Origin of the sequence: Rhizobium gallicum bv. gallicum R602sp (assembly GCF_000816845.1) — a bacterium.
Lineage (GTDB): Bacteria > Pseudomonadota > Alphaproteobacteria > Rhizobiales > Rhizobiaceae > Rhizobium > Rhizobium gallicum.
Genome location: NZ_CP006880.1, coordinates 771117 through 787168, shown reverse-complemented (window position 1 = coordinate 787168; position 16052 = coordinate 771117). Strand labels below are relative to the sequence as shown.

At 58.8% G+C, this 16052-nt stretch carries 13 protein-coding genes; 2 read left to right on the top strand and 11 right to left on the bottom strand.

Going from position 1 to position 16052, the window contains the following annotated elements; genetic code table 11:
- Positions 1-469: 469 nt before the first annotated feature.
- The 11 genes from RGR602_RS26915 to melA (RGR602_RS26865) form a co-directional block, all read right to left on the bottom strand.
- A complete protein-coding gene (locus tag RGR602_RS26915) occupies positions 470-817 on the bottom strand; it encodes a YciI family protein (RefSeq protein WP_040115070.1) in 348 nt (115 codons plus the stop codon).
- A 182-nt stretch (positions 818-999) separates the two neighbouring features.
- Positions 1000-1194, bottom strand: coding sequence for a glutathione S-transferase C-terminal domain-containing protein (locus RGR602_RS26910; RefSeq protein WP_040115069.1), 195 nt, complete (start codon positions 1192-1194; stop codon positions 1000-1002).
- Between the two features lie 253 nt (positions 1195-1447).
- The gene (locus tag RGR602_RS26905; protein ID WP_040115068.1) at positions 1448-2566 is read right to left on the bottom strand and encodes an HPP family protein; all 1119 of its coding nucleotides are present in this window, start codon (positions 2564-2566) and stop codon (positions 1448-1450) included.
- A gap of 68 nt (positions 2567-2634) precedes the next feature.
- Positions 2635-3519, bottom strand: coding sequence for a LysR family transcriptional regulator (locus RGR602_RS26900; protein WP_040115066.1), 885 nt, complete (start codon positions 3517-3519; stop codon positions 2635-2637).
- A 325-nt stretch (positions 3520-3844) separates the two neighbouring features.
- A complete protein-coding gene (locus RGR602_RS37695) occupies positions 3845-4009 on the bottom strand; it encodes a hypothetical protein (RefSeq protein ID WP_203226238.1) in 165 nt (54 codons plus the stop codon).
- Positions 4010-4383: 374 nt separating this feature from the next.
- Positions 4384-5754 carry an alpha-glucosidase/alpha-galactosidase gene (gene melA / locus RGR602_RS26890; RefSeq protein ID WP_040115064.1) on the bottom strand — a complete coding sequence of 457 codons (1371 nt, stop codon included), beginning with the start codon at positions 5752-5754 and terminating at the stop codon, positions 4384-4386.
- Positions 5755-5776: 22 nt separating this feature from the next.
- Positions 5777-7444 carry an ABC transporter ATP-binding protein gene (locus tag RGR602_RS26885; protein WP_040116503.1) on the bottom strand — a complete coding sequence of 556 codons (1668 nt, stop codon included), beginning with the start codon at positions 7442-7444 and terminating at the stop codon, positions 5777-5779.
- Positions 7445-7454: 10 nt separating this feature from the next.
- Complete coding sequence (locus RGR602_RS26880; protein WP_040115063.1) at positions 7455-8588, bottom strand: ABC transporter permease; 1134 nt, start codon at positions 8586-8588, stop codon at positions 7455-7457.
- 1 nt (position 8589) lies between these two features.
- Positions 8590-9597: an ABC transporter permease gene (locus RGR602_RS26875; RefSeq protein ID WP_040115062.1), complete on the bottom strand. Its 1008-nt coding sequence runs from the start codon at positions 9595-9597 to the stop codon at positions 8590-8592.
- Between the two features lie 116 nt (positions 9598-9713).
- Positions 9714-11801 carry an ABC transporter substrate-binding protein gene (locus tag RGR602_RS26870; RefSeq protein ID WP_040115061.1) on the bottom strand — a complete coding sequence of 696 codons (2088 nt, stop codon included), beginning with the start codon at positions 11799-11801 and terminating at the stop codon, positions 9714-9716.
- Positions 11802-11921: 120 nt separating this feature from the next.
- The gene (gene melA, locus RGR602_RS26865) at positions 11922-13388 is read right to left on the bottom strand and encodes an alpha-glucosidase/alpha-galactosidase (RefSeq protein WP_040116502.1); all 1467 of its coding nucleotides are present in this window, start codon (positions 13386-13388) and stop codon (positions 11922-11924) included.
- A 212-nt stretch (positions 13389-13600) separates the two neighbouring features.
- On the opposite strand from melA (RGR602_RS26865), the gene RGR602_RS26860 reads away from it, so the two are divergent.
- Both RGR602_RS26860 and RGR602_RS26855 read left to right on the top strand, forming a co-directional pair.
- Positions 13601-14488 (top strand): AraC family transcriptional regulator, encoded by an 888-nt coding sequence (locus tag RGR602_RS26860; protein ID WP_040115060.1) that lies wholly within the window; start codon positions 13601-13603, stop codon positions 14486-14488.
- Between the two features lie 260 nt (positions 14489-14748).
- Positions 14749-16050, top strand: a complete 1302-nt coding sequence (locus tag RGR602_RS26855) for an extracellular solute-binding protein (protein WP_040115059.1) — start codon at positions 14749-14751, stop codon at positions 16048-16050.
- The last annotated feature ends 2 nt before the right edge of the window (positions 16051-16052 follow it).

Genomic DNA, 16052 nt, shown 5'->3' with positions numbered 1-16052 from the left:
TAATGACCCCATCACCTCAGTGAGCGATCTGTCGAGTGACATGCTTCATGAGATCGAAGCTCTCGATGCCCAGGCGATTGGGGCCAATCGCAAGAGGATGCTCGCATTGCTTTTCAGAAGGCGCATCTATTTGCACGCTCCGGCGCGACGGAGAAAACGTCGGCTATTGCGTGTTTCGCGAGTTCGTGCGAACCGACGGTTTTTGGCCTTGCCGGCCACGCGTTGGGCTGACGCACGCCGCTTCGGTACTGGCTTTCGCAAAGCGGTGAAATCACCTAAGCGCAAAGGGCGGGTCTCAACGGTTGCGACCCGTTGTTGGGCCGTCAGGACCCTGCGCTCGCTCCCGTCCCTCTGGACACCATGTGGATGAACATCATGGAACGATCCTGTCGCCTGAGCAAAAATAGCCTCGTTGGCACGATGGAAGCGGCCGTTTGTCGCCGGTAGAACGTGCCGGAGCATTTCGCAGCTAAAAACCGGCGGTCTCGCGCACCTCGATCGCCCCCATCCGAGCGAGCGAGTCCCGCTCTGCAATCGCCAACGCCTCCGCAAGGTTCTCCGCTTCGATGAGCAGGAAACCTCCCAGATACTCCTTAGTTTCTGCGAAGGGCCCGTCGGTCCAACTCGCCTTGCCGGCTCGAACGCGCAATGTTTTTGCGGTCCTCGGATCGGCCAGGGCATTGGAGGCGACATAGTGGCCGGATCGTTTGAGCTTTTCGTTGGAAGCCAAGGATTCCCGGTCGATCTCGGCCCATTCCTCTTTGCTGGCGGCGTCAACAAGGTTTTGATCAATGTAGAAGAGACAAAGGTAGCGCATCCTGTTCCCCCAATGGTGCCGTTCCATATTAGACGCAGTTGGAGCCCGCGATTCGACAAAGACCGGTAAAAATTCCGCTAGTTCCGACTTAAGCGAAATTATCGGCGATGATGGGCTTGGCCTGCTCGCGGTCATGATCGTTGCGATGTTTTAAACCCTTTTTTCGGCCGTTTGATCGCTCGCTAAGCCAGCCCTTCGGCGCACAGCGCCCGTTGCACCGCCGGGCGTGCCTCAACGCGCTCCTCATAGGCAATGAGGCGATCCGGAATTTTCAGCCCGGAATCGCGCACCCAGCGAACCATGACATAGAGCAGCGCATCGGCGGTAGTGAAGGTGTCGCCGAACAGATATCCGTCCTTCAGTCGCTGACCGATCATGGCTAGCCGCCCGGCGCCTGCAAACGGCTTCACCGTTTCGCGGGCTGACTGTCGAAGCAGTGAAAGCGCCAGCGCGCATCTGTTGCGCTTGGACCTGGAACACGCGTTTCATCAATGCCGGGCGCAGCCGGTGTTCGTCATGTCTCAGCCGAGATTTTCTCGGATCATCGATCAGGATATCAGGACGTCTTACGGCAGATGCCGACGAGACCGTCGCCGGGGGGCCGAACTTGCCGCGTTGCCATCAGAAGCTTTAGGCGACACTCTCCAAGGCGACGCGGTCCGTCGGAACGAGACGCGCCGTAGCAGCGAGAAGATCGGTCTGCGAGATCAGCCCGATGATCTGCCACGCCTGGTCGATCACGACAACGGCGTGTGTTTTCCCGTCCGTCAGGACTGGCAAAAGGCCAAGCGCGGGCGCGTCAGCCGAAGTTGTCGCCGGTGGCGCCATAAGAGCCTTAACCGGACCGGACGCAAAAGCGAGTTCTCGAAGTCCGACACTGCCTACGAGCTTGCCGTCAGGCTCTTTGACCGGCAGTGTGCGCACATTGTGTCGGAGCAGCAGCGCATGCGCCACCTCAACAGTGGTGTCGGGGCTGACTGCAACGACATCCCGCGACATGATGTCTGCGCATTTCAGATCTTTGCTGGACCGGACCGTCGCTTGAATTTCGACTTCTCGCAAAAGCCGGCTCAGATCTGCACGATCGATGTCGAACGTTTCCTTCAATACCTGGAGGGCCGCATCGACGTCTTCCTCACGAAATCCGACCCGCCGGTTTGCGGGCGGATCCTTCGTATGATGCATGCTGGTCGCGCTGACGACAACATGCGGATAATTGTGCCGTGACAGCTTGTGAAACAGAAGCCCGAGTGCCACCAGGATGCACGAATTCAAGCCCACCGGCACGAACGGGAAGAGCAAACCCCAACTTGCGACAGGCGCACCGCCGAGGACTGCGGTCAAGGCCGCCGCTCCGCCGGGCGGATGCAGGCAGCGGGTGAACGACATCGCCGCAATCGCAAGCGAAACGCCCACACCAATTGCGACGATTGGGTCATGAATGAGATTTGCGGCGATGACCCCCATGAAAGCAGAGATCGTGTTTCCACCGATAATCGGCCAAGGCTGCGCCAATGGGCTTGACGGAACAGCAAAGAGCAGCACAGCCGAAGCCCCCATCGGCGCGACAATCAGCGGAAGGTGGGGACCCTCGCCGAGGAGGCCACCGCAAATGAGGCCCGTCAGTGCGATGCATGCAAGCGCACCCACACATGCAACCAGCCGCTCGCGAAGTGTCGCACCGGCAAGGATGGGCGCAAACAGACGAAAACGCCAGCCGGACAAGGCTTCACGATGTGGGAGACGCATATATCACCTGTGGATTTGTCAATGAGATGTGGGCCACACCCGACAAAAGGATCGGGCGATGGCAACGGTTATGGACCTGCCCCACCAGCGGAAAGAAGGGCCGTTCGAAACGTATCCAGCTCTGAAGACCCCGCGTTCTTGCGTGCGAGAAACGAGGTTTGGGCCGAACCCGCAACAACCGTCTGGACACCGGACACCTGCAGCTGCGACAGGATCGACGCTGGAATGACACCAACGGCGCCTCCTGCAAGGACACTCGCAACCACGGCGTGGTAAGATGACATCTCGATCGTCATGAACGGCGGAAGACGGCAAAGCCAATCCTCGGCCATGCGCCTATAGGTGCACCCGGCCTCAAGCGCGGCGAGTGTGCCAACGGTGATGTCCGCGGCATGACGAACTGGCGGATGATCCGGAGGAAGAATGATCAGAACCTCCTCGCTCCAGAGCGGCGCGAGCTCAAGCTGGCAAAAATCAACGTCGGCAAGCCAGGCGGCTGCATGCTTGCCGATGGGCAATGCGATCAAGGCACAATCGAGTTCCTCCGCCAAAACGGCACGGGCGAGATCCCGCGTCGCACCCATTGTCAGCCGAAGAGAAATATGAGGAGCAACGGTTGCGAACCGTGGCAGAATGTGCGGTAGCCGGCTTGCCGCCGTGCTCTCCATTGTCCCTACACGCAAAGTCGCCGGCCGGCCGGAGGCCGACAACGAATGGCGCGCCTCGTCAGCCAATGCCGCCATTCGCTTCGCGTAAGACAAAAACAGCCGCCCTTCGCGAGTGAGGGTCATCTGCTTTCCATCCCGGTTGAAGAGCAAGACACCGAGATCCTCCTCCAACTGTTGGATTCGGGTCGTAACACTCGAACCGACGCGCCCAAGCGCCTCGGCAGCGCGCGTCACGCTTCGATGTTCGGCGACGGACAGAAAGACACGGAGCGAGGGAAAATCCACGTAAGTCTCTATTTCAGAATATTGAGCCGCTATTATTCTCAAAAACAGAATACGATCAAGTCGCGGTAGAGAACGGATTTTTCAAAGTTTCAGCCGCTGCCGAGAAGGAAATTGCGCAACTTGCCGAATGCTCGCAGCCTGTGACGATGCCAGCAGGGGCCGTCGACCTCGCTTGGGCGTCGGTCGCGATGCGTTCAGCGGCACGCAAGGAACTCGTTCGCCAGTGAGCGGATCCTGCATGCTCTTTGGGCATTGAGCGCAATATATCGGCAGCGCCGCATGACGCCAGTGAGCAACGAAGGGCAAACAAATGGCACGCCGCTTGCTACGCGATGGCCGTTCTTTTTGAAAGGTTCCGGTCAATGGTATTGCCTTTTGTTTTTCTGAGCATCGCAATCGGCTTCAGCGTAAGGGGATGCTTGCCGGCTTTCGCCGCGTATCCCGAGATGGCTCCACGGAAAATCACGCTCACCATGCTGGCGACAGCCATCTGCATCTCAGCCCTCGCTCTGGCCTTTTCCGGCCGCGGCGTCTTGCTGGGAGGCGCGACTTTGGCGTCCGGGCTCGCTGTTGCTTCGGTCGCTAGAACAATTCTTGGGCCGGCCACCATGGTCGCAATCGCGGCAACCTGCCTCGTTATTTACCTTTATCTGTCGCCTGCGCAGATCATATAAGAAAAACCGTAAAACGTCCTGTGGCGCAGAGCTTCACCCCAATCGTGATCCGGACGCGCGCGCGTGTGGTATCGGAACGTTCGCCTTTCTTGGAGACATCACGAGCCAAGTAGCCGATCCGGCAGGCTGAAGGCGAAGCCGGCGACAGGCCTCGCCGGCTTACGCTGCCCGAACGGTGTCGCTTTCGCAACTAAGCTGCCTGCACCTTCTTGGCTGTTCTTGCCCAGGCCGGCAGCCAGTCACCGTGTGTGGAAAGAAGATCGTCGACGAGCGACCAGATCTGGTCGAGGTCGAGTTCAGCTGCCGTATGCGGATCCATCATCGCAGCGTGGTAGATGTGTTCGCGATTTTCCGTCATCAGTGCCTGGACGGTCAGCTCCTGAACATTGATGTTGGTGCGGATGAGCGCTGTCAGCTGTGGCGGCAGGTTGCCAATGAAGGTTGGCTGAATGCCCGAGGCGTCGACCAGGCAAGGCACTTCGGCGGCGCAGTTTGCCGGCAGTGAGGTGATGCAGCCGTTGTTGCGGACATTGCCGTAGACGACCGACGGTTCGCCAGTCCAGACGGAGTTGATGATGGAGGAAGCATATTCCTTCGATTGTTCGACCTCGATCGTCTCGGCCGAGCGGTAGGCTTCGGCCTGTCCTTTCCAACGCTCGATCTGCTCGATGCAGCGCTTCGGATATTCGTCGAGCGGAATTCCGAACTTCTCGATCAGGTCCTCTCGGCCCTCTTTGATGAAGTAGGGCGTGTATTCGGCAAAGTGCTCCGAGCTCTCGGTGACGAAATAGCCAAGGCGAGTCAGCATCTCGTAGCGCACCTTGTTGGGGCAGCGCGGGTTCCAGCCGGGCTTCGGGGCACGACCTTCACGATAGGCGCGGACAAGATCGGGATAGAGATTCTTGTAGGAACCATCCGCCTGCCGGTGCTCGAACGTCAGATAGAAGGCCATATGGTTGATGCCGGCCGAGCGATAGCGGATTTCCTCGTAAGGAATGTCAAGGTCATGCGCCAGCTCCATGGCCGTGCCCTGGACGGAGTGGCAGAGGCCGACCTGCTTGATTGCCGGATATTTTTCCGCAATCGCCCAGGTGTTGATGGCCATCGGATTCACATATTGCAGCATGATCGCCTCCGGGCAGACGGCGAGCATGTCCTCGCATATCTTCCAAAGGTGCGGCACGGTTCTAAGCCCGCGCATGATGCCGCCAACGCCGAGTGTGTCGGCAATGGTCTGGCGCAGACCGTATTTCTTCGGCACTTCGAAATCGGTGACGGTACAGGGCTCATAGCCGCCGATCTGGAAGGCGACGACGACGAAGTCCGCGCCTGTCAGCGCCTTGCGCTGATCGGAGTAAGTTTCAGCCCTGGCCTTTACGCCCAGCGTCGAAATCAGCTTGTTGACAACGACGGCGCTTTCTTCGAGACGCTGCGGATTGATGTCCATCAGCGCGATCGTGGCGCTCGACAGCGCCGGACGCTGCAAGACATCGCCGACGATGTTCTTCATGAAGACGGTGGAGCCTGCTCCGATAAACGTGATCTTGGGATTTCGTGCCATTATAACCTCCGGCATTCGGCAATCATGCTACCTCGAAAGCGGCTTTCACCAGCCGTTCCGTGTAGGCGGTCTTGGGATTGGATAGGACTTCGTTGACAGGCCCCTCTTCCATGATGCGGCCATGCTGCATGACGATCACCCGGTGGCACAGCGCCCGCACGACCTTGAGATCGTGCGAGATGAAGAGGTAGCTCAGGCCCCGCTCGTCCTGCAACCTGCGCAAGAGCTCGATGATCTGCGCCTGGACGGAAAGATCGAGCGCCGAAGTCGGCTCATCGAGCAAGATAAATTCGGGTTCGAGGGCGATAGCACGGGCAATGGCGATGCGCTGGCGCTGGCCGCCGGAGAATTCATGCGGGAAGCGCGAGAGAATATGGCCCGGCATGCCGGCCGCAATCAACGCCTCGCGCACCCGGTCCATGCGCTCGGCTTTCGTCGCACCGAGCCTGTTGACGACCAGCCCCTCCTCGATGATCTGGCCGATTGTCATGCGCGGATTGAGCGACGAGAACGGATCCTGGAAGACGATCTGCATACGCGATCGTAGCGGCCTCATCTCGGCGCGCGAGCGGCCGTGGATGGGCTGGCGGTCGAAATAGATCTCTCCGCCGTCCGGATCGTTCAACCGGACGAGCGCCTGACCGAAGGTCGTTTTGCCGGAGCCGGACTCGCCGACGAGACCAAGCGTCTCATGACGGCGAAGCGTGAGACTCAGACTGTCGACAGCGACGAGTTCCTTCATTTCCGGCTTGAAGAACGTGCCGTGGCGCAGCATGAAGGAAACGCGCACCCCTCTGGCATCAAGAATGATCTCGGAATTTTCCGGCAATGGGTTGGCCTGACCACGCGGCTCGGAGCCGAGCAGATGCTTCGTGTAAGGGTGCTGAGGATTGGCAAAGAGCCTTTCGGTCGTGTTGTGCTCCCGCATCTCGCCATGCTGCATCACATAGACATAGTCCGAGAACTGCCGGACGACCGTGAGGTCGTGGGTGATCAGGATCACCGCCATGCGCAGTTCCTTCTGCAGGTTGCGGATAAGGTTCAGGATCTGTGCCTGCACGGTCACGTCAAGCGCTGTCGTCGGCTCGTCGGCGATGAGGACGTCCGGATCGTTGGCGAGAGCCATGGCAATCATCACGCGCTGGCGCTGGCCGCCTGACAGCTGATGCGGATATTGCTTCAGTCGGGCTTCGGGATCGGGAATTTGCACATGCTTCAAAAGCTCCAGCGCCCGCGCTTCCGCCTGCCGGCGGCCGAACTTCTGGTGTACACGGATTGCCTCGACGATCTGACTGCCGACCGTATAGATCGGGTTGAGCGAGCTCATCGGCTCCTGGAAAATCATCGAGATGCGGTTACCGCGCAACTTGCGCCGGGCGCTTTCGGAAAATTTCAGGATATTGGCGCCATCATAGTCGATGCCCGATTTCGGCGAGACAACGGCGCGCTTCGAAAGAAGCCCCATCACCGTGCGCGCTGTTACCGATTTTCCGGATCCGGACTCGCCGACGATCGCGATCGTCTCTCCGCGATAGAGCTGAAACGAGATATCCTTGACCGCCTCGACGAAGCCGTCTTCGACCTTGAAGGTCACCGCGACATTGCGTGCGTCGATGATTGGACTTTCCTTGCGGCCATCATGATCATGGCGAACGGGCGGTGCAAAGGAATTGACGAGAGAAAGGGCCATCTTCACCACCTCAATAAGGATCGACTGCGTCGCGCAGGCCATCGCCCAGCGCGTTGAATGCAAAGACGGTCACAAGCACAAAGCCGACAGGGGCAAGGATCCAGGGATAGGTGCCGATGACCGAGTAATTCGCCGTATCCTGGAGCATGAGACCCCAGGAGATCAGTGGCGGCTTCACCGCAAAGCCCAAGAAACCGAGGAACGATTCGAGCAGCACCACGCTCGGGATGTGCAGTGTCACCGATACGATCACGTGGCTCATCACGTTCGGAAAGATGTGCTGGAAGATGATGCGCCGGTCGGTCGCGCCGACGGCCATCGCCGCCCGCACATAGTCGATGCGCGCCAATGCCAGCGTCTTGCCGCGAACCTCCCGCGACATCTGCGCCCAGCCGAGTGCCGACATGACGACGATGACGAAGGCAAGGAAGACGTTGGTCGGAGCCGTCACTGGGATCAACGACGTCAGCGCCAGATAAAGCGGCAGTTGAGGAAATGCGAGAACCAGTTCGACGAAGCGCTGAACCCAGACGTCGAATGTGCCGCCGAAGTAACCGGAGACCATACCGACGGTCGTGCCAACGAGCGTGACGATAAAGACGACGGTGAGAGCGATCACCAGCGAAATGCGCGAGCCGATGATCGCGCGCGAAAGCACGTCACGTCCAAATTTGTCGGTGCCGAGAAAATGCACCGGCTGGCCATCTGTCGAACCGAAGAAATGCCGGTTCGCCGGGATGAGGCCGAAAAGCTTGTAGTCCGCCCCTTTCACGAAGAATCCGAGGTAGCGGGGATTGTCATAATCCGGACCAACGATCGGCTGGAAGGTGACGGGGTCGAGTTCTTCGGAATCGGCGAGCGCATAGACGCGCGGCTGAAAGACGAAGTTGCCATCCTTGTCGTGGAAGCTGATGGCCTGCGGCGGCGCGAAGCCGACATCGGTTGCCTTCGGATCCATCGGCGCGAAGAAATCCGCAAACACGGCCATGATGATCAGCAGCCCGACGAGGATGAGGCCCATCATGCCTGTCCAGGAGCGCTTCAGACGGCGCCACACGAGCGCGATGTAGCTTTCGTTGCCGTGCGGCGGCTTCTTGATGGTTTCTTCGTGCGGTGGTGGCAGGGAGGAGTCGAAGGCGAACATATCAGGCTCCTACAGACTGACGGACACGCGGGTCGAGCAGGGCAAGCAGCATATCGGCGATGATGTTGCCGACAATCAGCGTTGCCGACAGCACCATCATGAAGGTCGCGGTCACATAGACATCGCCAACCGCCATGGAGCCGACGATGGCGGGACCGACGGTCGGCAGGGCGAAAATGATCGCCGTCTCGATTTCTCCCGTCAGCATGTAGGGAAGCACGACGCCCTGGTACATGACGAGCGGATGCAGCGCGTTGGGCACCGCATGGCGCATGACGACCGCGCTGCCGGTCAAGCCTTTCGCCTTGGCCGTCTCGACATATTGCGCGTTCAGCGTATCAAGGAGATTGCCGCGCATGACCCGCATATTGTAGGCGAGTCCCCCGAATGTGGCGATCGCAACGACCGGCCAGACATGACTGACCAGATCGACGAACTTCGCCCACGACCATGGCGCGCCGCCATATTGCGGCGAGAAGAAGCTGCCGATCTCGGAAATGTTGAATTGGAACACCAGCAGGTAGACGATGATCAGCGCCATCAAGAAGCGCGGCACCGTCATGCCAAGAAAAGAAATGCCGGAAAGAAGGCTGTCGATCCAGGAATATTGGCGTGTCGCCGCCCAGATGCCGAAGGTGATGCCGAGCACTGAGGCAAAGAGATGGCACACCAGGGCCAAAAGCAGTGTGCGCGGCAGGCGCTCTCCGACGACGTCGGCAACCGGCTTGTTATAGTACATGCTGTAGCCGAAATCGCCGCGGGTGACGATGCCGCCGATCCAGTTGAAGTATTGGATGACCATCGGTTGATCAAGGCCGTGCTCGACGCGGTAGGCCTGGGCCTGCGCCTCCGCCTGCGCATAGGAGGCTCCGCTCTGGTTGATGAGCTGGGAGCGAATGTAATCGGAGTAATCGCCAGGCGGTGCCTGAATGATCGCGAAGGTCACCACACTCAGGATCAAGAGCACAGGGATCGCTGAGGCTATGCGCACGAGCAGGAATCGTAACATCGGACGGTTCGCTTCTCCTTGCCGCCAGTCGCTCCTCGGCAGCGCGGCCGGCTTGTTGGTTATGACCGGCCGCGCGCCACGCGCGGCCGGAAGCTCACTTCATTTGGGAGGGAGCTCTAGTTCAGCGGACCCTTTTCTCCCGGCTTGCCGGGAAGTTGCTCTGGGAAAAGTTCATATTTCTGCTGCTTGTCGGCAGCCACCCACAGCCGTTCGCGGATGACGGAATCTTCAGCCCAGTTGAACATAAAGATCGGTGTTCCCTGCGGGATGTTCGAGAAGCGCTTGTTGATGATCAGTGCCCCCGGATATTCCGTAAGGCCCACGGTGTTCACGTGCTCCGTCGAAATCTTCTGATACTCTTTCATAAGCCTGACCCGTTCGTCATTGTCCTGGCTTGTCCTGAATTTGTTGACGATATCGACAAGCTCTTTCTCGAAGGGCATCAGGTCGAGCTGGTCGTCCTTGCCGGCACGGTGATGCCAGCTGGTGCGCGGGCCGACAGGGGCGAGTTGCTCTGTATTCTGCACGACCGAAGCCAGTTCCGTGGTGTTGCGCTGGATCAGCCAGTCGAAGCGGCCGGCATAGTGCGCATCGTCGCGCTTCGGTCCGTCGAGGGCATTGATAATGATCTTGAGGCCCAGCTTCTCCATCTGGCCGACGACGCCTTCTGCGAGGCTCTTGTCGGTCGCATAGTCGTTATTGACGAGCAGCACGATTTCGACGTTCTTTCCGCCCGCCTGGCCGGCGGGGAAGTTCACGAAGCCGTCGCCATCCGTATCCTTCAGGCCCGCCTCGGCAAGTCCGGCCCTGGCGCCCTCAAGGTCGTATGGATAGTAGAGGGTCGATTGCCGATCGTAAAAACTCGTGCCGGAGGACAAGCCGCCGGAGTAGATGGCCGTGAACGGTCCCTTGACGAGCGAATCGCCGACGGCTTTGCGGTTGAACGCCATCGTGACAGCCTTGCGGAAATCCTCGTTGCGGTTCAGCTCGCGGATCGCCTGGCCACGCGCGTCCGGATCGCCCCAGCCGTTGGCCGAGAAATTCATCCGCAGGTTATAGCCAATCAACCGGGGGCCGAAGGCGAGACGGGCGGGTGCCGTTTTTTCGGCAGCGCGTTTCAGCGAAGCAACGAAATTCTCAGGCTGTTCGAGGTTCGAAAAATCGCCCGAGCCCGCGACCGCCTGAACGTCACGGTCCGCCCATGTCGAAAGCTTGTAATGCAGCTCGTTGAGATAGGGGAGTTGGTTGCCCTTTTCGTCGACCTTCCAATAATAGGGATTGCGGCGTAGCACGATGATGTCGTCCGGCCGGTATTCGACAGGCACCCACGCGCCCATCACCGGCATATTCATATATTCTGGCGGGAATGCATTCTTGAATTGGTCGTAGGTGTTTTTCGAATATTTGGGATGCTGCGGCTTCAGGACATGCGATGGACCCGGGCAGAAGTTGGGATAGGCCATCGTGTAGAGATATTGTTTCGGGAAGGCCTCCTTGAAGGTCCATTCGACGGTATAATCATCGATCTTCTTCAGGGTCGTGCCGGTGCCGAAGGCTTCCGGCGATGCGCCCCCGCCTAGGGGCGAGACGTTCGGGTCGATTACCTCGTCTTCCCAGTAGAACATGATGTCATCGGCGTTGAAAGGAGCACCGTCTGACCACTTCGCACCTTCGATCAGATGCATTGTCAGCTTGTGGCCGTCCTCGGACCACTCCCAGCTCTTGGCGAGGTTCGGAAGCGGCTCGGTATCCTTGGCCTCCACCTGGAAAAGCGGTGCGGTGCGCGTCAGGCATTCCGAAAGGCCGATATCGATACCGCCCCAGCCCTGCGTCTGGCCCGCACCGTAGTTCCACCCTTCCGGCCGCCCGCCGATGACATGGCGCATCGTATCGCCGTATACGCCGATACCGTCCGGCATGTTTTCGGTCTTGAAGACCAGCGGCTCCTTTGGAAGCCGATCCTTGACCGGCGGAAGCTTGCCGGTATCGACGAAATTCTTCTTCACCCAGTCAGGTTCGTTATATTCCGGCAGCGCCTTGAACTCCAAAATGGAGTCGCGGGCAACATATTTGATCTTGCCTTCAGCCGGAAACGGCGCCGGCTCCGGCGGAACGGTCGGTTCGGATGCATAGGCATTCAAGGCCGCGGCCGAGACGCTCAGCGCCAGTCCGGCGAGAACGCCAATTTTGCGAAAATGTCTCATCGTCTCTCCCTCGTGTTCGGAGCGCTTGCACTCTCCGGTTCTCCTCTAGCGGCGTGAAATCAGGTCTGAGGCGACAGCTTTTCCTCCCGGAAAACCGCCGCAACCCGCCTTCCACCAAGTTCAAACGGCCTGTTTCAAGGCCGCCTTTTCGGCGCGCAGCTCCTCGATCGAGCGCACACTGCGACGTGCAGCGCCGGCCCAATCACGCGTCTTTACGCTCGATTTCGACAGACGCTCCTGCGCAGCCGGCACGGCGTCGGCATATTGCGGCAGCCAGCGGGCTTGAGCCACGACCATTTCATCGACCATCTGCCAGACCTCTTCGGGCGTCGAGACGGCACCGACCAAGGGGTCGTGCAGCACCGCAAGCTTCAACAGTTCAATATCGCCGCTGATCGCCGCATGGACGGACATGCGCTGAACGTTGATCGACGAGATGCACGTTGCCGCACAGGCTTCCGGAAGGGTGATGCCGGAGACCATGTTGATGCCGAATCGATCGACGAAACCGGGCGACTCGATGACAGCGTCGGCCGGCAAGTTGGTGATGACGCCATTGTTCTTGACATTGAAGTGGCCGCGATAGACCCGGTTGGTCTCCAAGGCCTCAAGGATATGGCTTGCATGCTCGTTGGAGCGTCTGGACGGATCGATTGGCTTCGACGCCGATTCAAGAAACTGCGGGAACTCCGTCTCGAACCAGTTGCGCGTTTCCGTCGAGTGACGGAGATAGCCGCCTGTCTCACCGTGGATCCAGTCGGACATGTCGATCCACCTGGTGATTTCCTCCGGACGCTTGCGATACCACGGCAGATATTCGGAAAGGTGCCCGTTGCTTTCCGTCGAATAGACACCGAAGCGCTTCAAAACATCGATGCGCAGCTTCTCCTGCTGCGAATAGACCGGATGGGCTTCGAAGGCCGCAAAAAGCTCGTCTTTGCCGATCTTGCGGCCGTTGAGGCGCAGGTCGATGAACCAGGTCTGATGATTGATGCCGGAACAGACGTAATCGAGATCCGAAAGCGACCTGGCGCCGAGAACCTCGGCAATCTGTTCGGCTCCATGCTGCACCCCGTGGCACAGACCGACCGTATCGACCTTGCCATATTCGATCGCAGCCCACGTATTCATCGCCATCGGGTTTGCATAGTTCAGGAATTTTGCGCCGGGTTCAGCGACTTCGCGGATGTCCCTGCAAAAATCGAGAATGACGGGAATGTTGCGCTGCCCATAAAGAATGCCACCGGCGCAGATCGTATCGCCGACGCATTGGTCGATGCCATATTTCAGCGGAATGCGGATATCGTCGGCATAGGCTTCGAGCCCCCCGACGCGCACGCAGCTGATGATGTAGCGAGCGCCTTCGAGTGCCTTGCGGCGGTCGGTCGTCGCCGTGACCCTGGTCGGCAGCTTGTTCGATTGAACGATCTTGTCGAGGATCGCCTTGATCATCTGAAGGTTATGTTCACTGAGATCCGTCAGCGCGAATTCGACATCCTTGAACTCGGGAACGCACAAGATGTCCGTAAACAGCTTCTTGGTGAAGCCGACGCTGCCTGCTCCGATGATAGCGATTTTGAAACTCATAATCTTCACCTCAACCTGATCAGATGCTAGGTAAAGGACGGGCAGGAGAGGAAAGACCACATGCCGGCGCATGCAGTCCGAAAAAGCATAAATAACGCCTATATTTCCTCCCGGCCGTTCTCTCGACCGCAATCTCTTCCTCTTATGAAGGGGGATTATGCGGATATTCGCGGAGGTGGCCAGAGAAGGATTATGCTTTCGAGGGTAATTTTGTGCTGCGGGATTTGATCGCCAACGGCCAGTCCATGAGGACAATCTCCCTGCCGCGTGGGCGCCAGCGCCTGCACGCCATGCCGACGAGTGCTGGCTATGAGGTGCGGGAAAACGAAGTCTACGACTGGGACGGCAGGCGGCGCGGCCAGACCCCTTTTACGGTGCTGCAGCACACGATCAGCGGCACGGGCCGCCTGCGCTACCAGAACCGCAATTACAGGCTCCAAAGCGGCGATACGCTTTTGGTTCTCGTGCCGCACAATCACCGCTACTGGCTCGAAAAGGGCGACCGTTGGGAATATTTCTGGATATCGATGCACGGCGAGGAGACGCTGAGAATCCACAAGATGGTACTTGGGCTGGCCGGTCCGGTTCTAAGGCTCAAGTCATCGACCATTGATCATCTCGCCGACTGCAGCCTGCGCCTTGTCAAGGGTGCTTCAACGCCCGGAGCAGCGTCGGCGATCGCCTATGAGGCGGCCATGGCGCTTTATGACGACGTCTTCGGTTCTCCGGCTTTTGCGGCAGACCTCAGCGCCATGCAGCCGGTGATCGATCATATCCACGCCAATCTCGACCAGCCATTGCCGGTGAGCGAACTTGCGGGCATCGTCGGTCTCAGCCGCGCGCATTTTTCCCGCAGCTTCGCGGAAAGCGAAGGCATGCCGCCTGCCGAATACGTGCTGCAGCAACGGCTGCAGCGTGCGGCAAAACTATTGACGAAGGCCGATTTCCTGCCGGTCAAGGAGGTCTCGATCATGTGTGGCTTTGAAGATTCCAACTATTTTTCCAAGGTCTTCCGCCGCGTCTACGGCATCACGCCCACAGAGTTTCGAACCACGGGCATGTATGCAAGCATCGGCAACGCCAGACATCGATCGACATGATCAGGTCCCGGCTGAAGTCTCAGCGCGTCGCCGCCGGAAATCACACAGGGAAATTTCCCTAATTGCCTGCTTGCTCGCAAAGACACTGGAGCCAGAGCCTTTTTTCGGTCCGGGGAAGCCGGCAGACGCGAGTTTTTTGATCAATATTTCCAGTCCAGTCGAACCTTGACACCAAATGAATGTGACTTAATCTATTCTCGGATCAGAGCGTTGTTGGAGGCAACGGCTCAAATCGGATCCTGACCCGGGAGGAGATACTCGTGAGGAATACAGCACTCATTCTTGCACTGGCGGCGACCACTTTCTTAGCCGCGCCGCATGACAGCCCGGCACAAGAGGCGATCACGGGCGACATCGTCGGCAAGTCCGACGCACCCAACAAGCTGGTTTTCCGGATGACCACGGATGGCCCACGCAACAACGAGCCGGCTTACGCCCAAGGCTACAGCAAGCTGTTCAACGACTTCATCGGCAAGCATTCCGACTGGCAGATCGAGTTGCAGATGATGTCAGGGGATATCGGGCAGGAACAAGCGCGCATGCTCGAGCAAGCCAAATCGGGATCGGCCCCCGATTGTGCAGCCGTCGATTCTTTCGTGTTGCCGCTCTTCAAGAAAGCCGGCGTCTTGCAGTCCTTCTCACCTTACTTCACCAAAGAGGAAATCGACCAGCTCTTCCCCTTTATCCGTGAAGGCATAACCGGCTCTAACGGCAACATCTACGCATGGTGGTGGTCGACGGACCTTCGTGTCCTTTACCGCAACAAGGAAATTGTTCCTGATGCGCCACAGACCTGGGACGACCTGAAGAAGGCGGCCCTTTCCTCGGTCGAGCAGGGAATGGAAGGCGTTCTGTTCAACGGCGGCCGCTATGAAGGAACAACATTCGACTGGCTCGCCAATTTCTGGGCCCAAGGCGGCAAATTGGTGGATGACGATGGCAAGCCGATCTTTGGCGAGGGTGAAAATCGCGACAAGTTCATCAAAGCCGTCAACTATTACCGCGATCTCGTTGAGTCCGGAGCCGCTCCGAAACGCGTGGCGACAATCGGCAACTATGACGATTTCAATGCAGCGGCTGCAGCCGGCACGACCGCACTATTCGTCGGTGGCAACTGGCAATACGCGCAGCTCAAAACAGCGCTTGATGCCGATGAATTCGCCAAATGGGCTTTTTCACCGCTTCCTGGCCCGGCAGCGGACCAGCGCTCAACGGGCACCGGCGGCTGGACGGTGGCGGCTTTCAGCAAGGACAATGAAAAGGTGAAGCTCTGCGCAGAGCTTGCCCGCGATATCTATATGGGACCTGCCAATGCGCTGCAGGAGCAGCTTCCGACCCGCGCCGATCTCTATGACAAATACGAGGTGTTTTCCTCAGACGCCAACAAGACCTTTGCGGCAGCGCTGAAGTTCGGGCAGGCAAGGCCCGGCGCACCCGTCTATCCTGAAATCTCAAATCAGATTCAGATCATGATGGGCAAGGTCCTGACCGGCGTCCAGCCGACTGAGGCCGCCGTGGACGAGGCATTCGGCGCTTCGCTTAGCGCCTTCAAACGCAGTTGAAC

Excerpts from the sequence above, each read along its gene's own strand:
- RGR602_RS26905 (WP_040115068.1), bottom strand. The coding sequence starts at position 2,566 with ATGCGTCTCCCACATCGTGAAGCCTTGTCCGGCTGGCGTTTTCGTCTG.
- RGR602_RS26915 (WP_040115070.1), bottom strand. The coding sequence starts at position 817 with ATGCGCTACCTTTGTCTCTTCTACATTGATCAAAACCTTGTTGACGCC.
- RGR602_RS26910 (WP_040115069.1), bottom strand. The coding sequence starts at position 1,194 with ATGATCGGTCAGCGACTGAAGGACGGATATCTGTTCGGCGACACCTTC.
- melA (WP_040116502.1), bottom strand. The coding sequence starts at position 13,388 with ATGAGTTTCAAAATCGCTATCATCGGAGCAGGCAGCGTCGGCTTCACC.
- melA (WP_040115064.1), bottom strand. The coding sequence starts at position 5,754 with ATGGCACGAAATCCCAAGATCACGTTTATCGGAGCAGGCTCCACCGTC.
- RGR602_RS37695 (WP_203226238.1), bottom strand. The coding sequence starts at position 4,009 with ATGGCTGTCGCCAGCATGGTGAGCGTGATTTTCCGTGGAGCCATCTCG.
- RGR602_RS26880 (WP_040115063.1), bottom strand. The coding sequence starts at position 8,588 with ATGTTCGCCTTCGACTCCTCCCTGCCACCACCGCACGAAGAAACCATC.
- RGR602_RS26875 (WP_040115062.1), bottom strand. The coding sequence starts at position 9,597 with ATGTTACGATTCCTGCTCGTGCGCATAGCCTCAGCGATCCCTGTGCTC.
- RGR602_RS26870 (WP_040115061.1), bottom strand. The coding sequence starts at position 11,801 with ATGAGACATTTTCGCAAAATTGGCGTTCTCGCCGGACTGGCGCTGAGC.
- RGR602_RS26885 (WP_040116503.1), bottom strand. The coding sequence starts at position 7,444 with ATGGCCCTTTCTCTCGTCAATTCCTTTGCACCGCCCGTTCGCCATGAT.